Source organism: Vibrio sp. VP6 (assembly GCF_028823755.1).
Classification (GTDB): Bacteria; Pseudomonadota; Gammaproteobacteria; order Enterobacterales; family Vibrionaceae; genus Vibrio; species Vibrio parahaemolyticus.
On the sequence record NZ_JAPEID010000196.1, the window covers coordinates 1 to 587 of the forward strand.

A 587-nucleotide genomic window follows, 5' to 3' on the forward strand; every position below is an offset into this window, starting at 1 on the left:
TTTTGATAAGCGGAGTCGAGCCACTTTTACAGGTGCCGTATTTTAGGTATTCGCGTTTAAGCGCTTGCTCAATAACCGCACTAGGAGGCGGACAGAAGACCACTAAATCCCCTTGCTGATATTGGTTTGTTTTGGAAAACTGATAAAGGCCGAGGGGGTATGAATGCGTGAGATTAAGGCGATAGCCTGTTATGTATAAGCCTAAAGCTAAACTCAATAATAGTCCGCCCAACATAAAGGAGCATGTTTTCATCGTATCTCTCCGAAACAGTCGCTTAGTGTGCGGATATCTTCGTCTACTTTTCTTCTATTCCAAGCTAAATCGACGACTCTCTTTTTAAGATAGTTTTCGTCATAGTATGGCGATGACAGCGTGAAAGTGAGTTGATTTTGTTCGTTAAACTCGCCTGTGATTTTCCAAGCGTGATGAAACTTATCATTTAAGTGTGCTTGTCTAATGATGGTCACGATTTTCTGAACCATGGGAACTGAGGCGTTGAAATAAACGTAAGGTGCTTCTAACCATCCAGCAGCGTGTCCCTGGCAAGAAGCAATCGTAGTGACGCTTTCAAGCGAATTTAATGCGT

General features: G+C 42.8%; 1 protein-coding gene and 1 pseudogene. Both read right to left on the reverse strand.

Annotated features, from left to right (window positions below; genetic code table 11):
* A pseudogene (locus tag OU793_RS24855) lies at positions 1–253 on the reverse strand (hypothetical protein); the annotation flags it as partial.
* Positions 250–587 (reverse strand): hypothetical protein (locus OU793_RS24860; protein ID WP_274647943.1); only part of this gene is annotated, 338 nt, incomplete at its 5' end. The pseudogene OU793_RS24855 and the gene OU793_RS24860, both read right to left, overlap by 4 nt.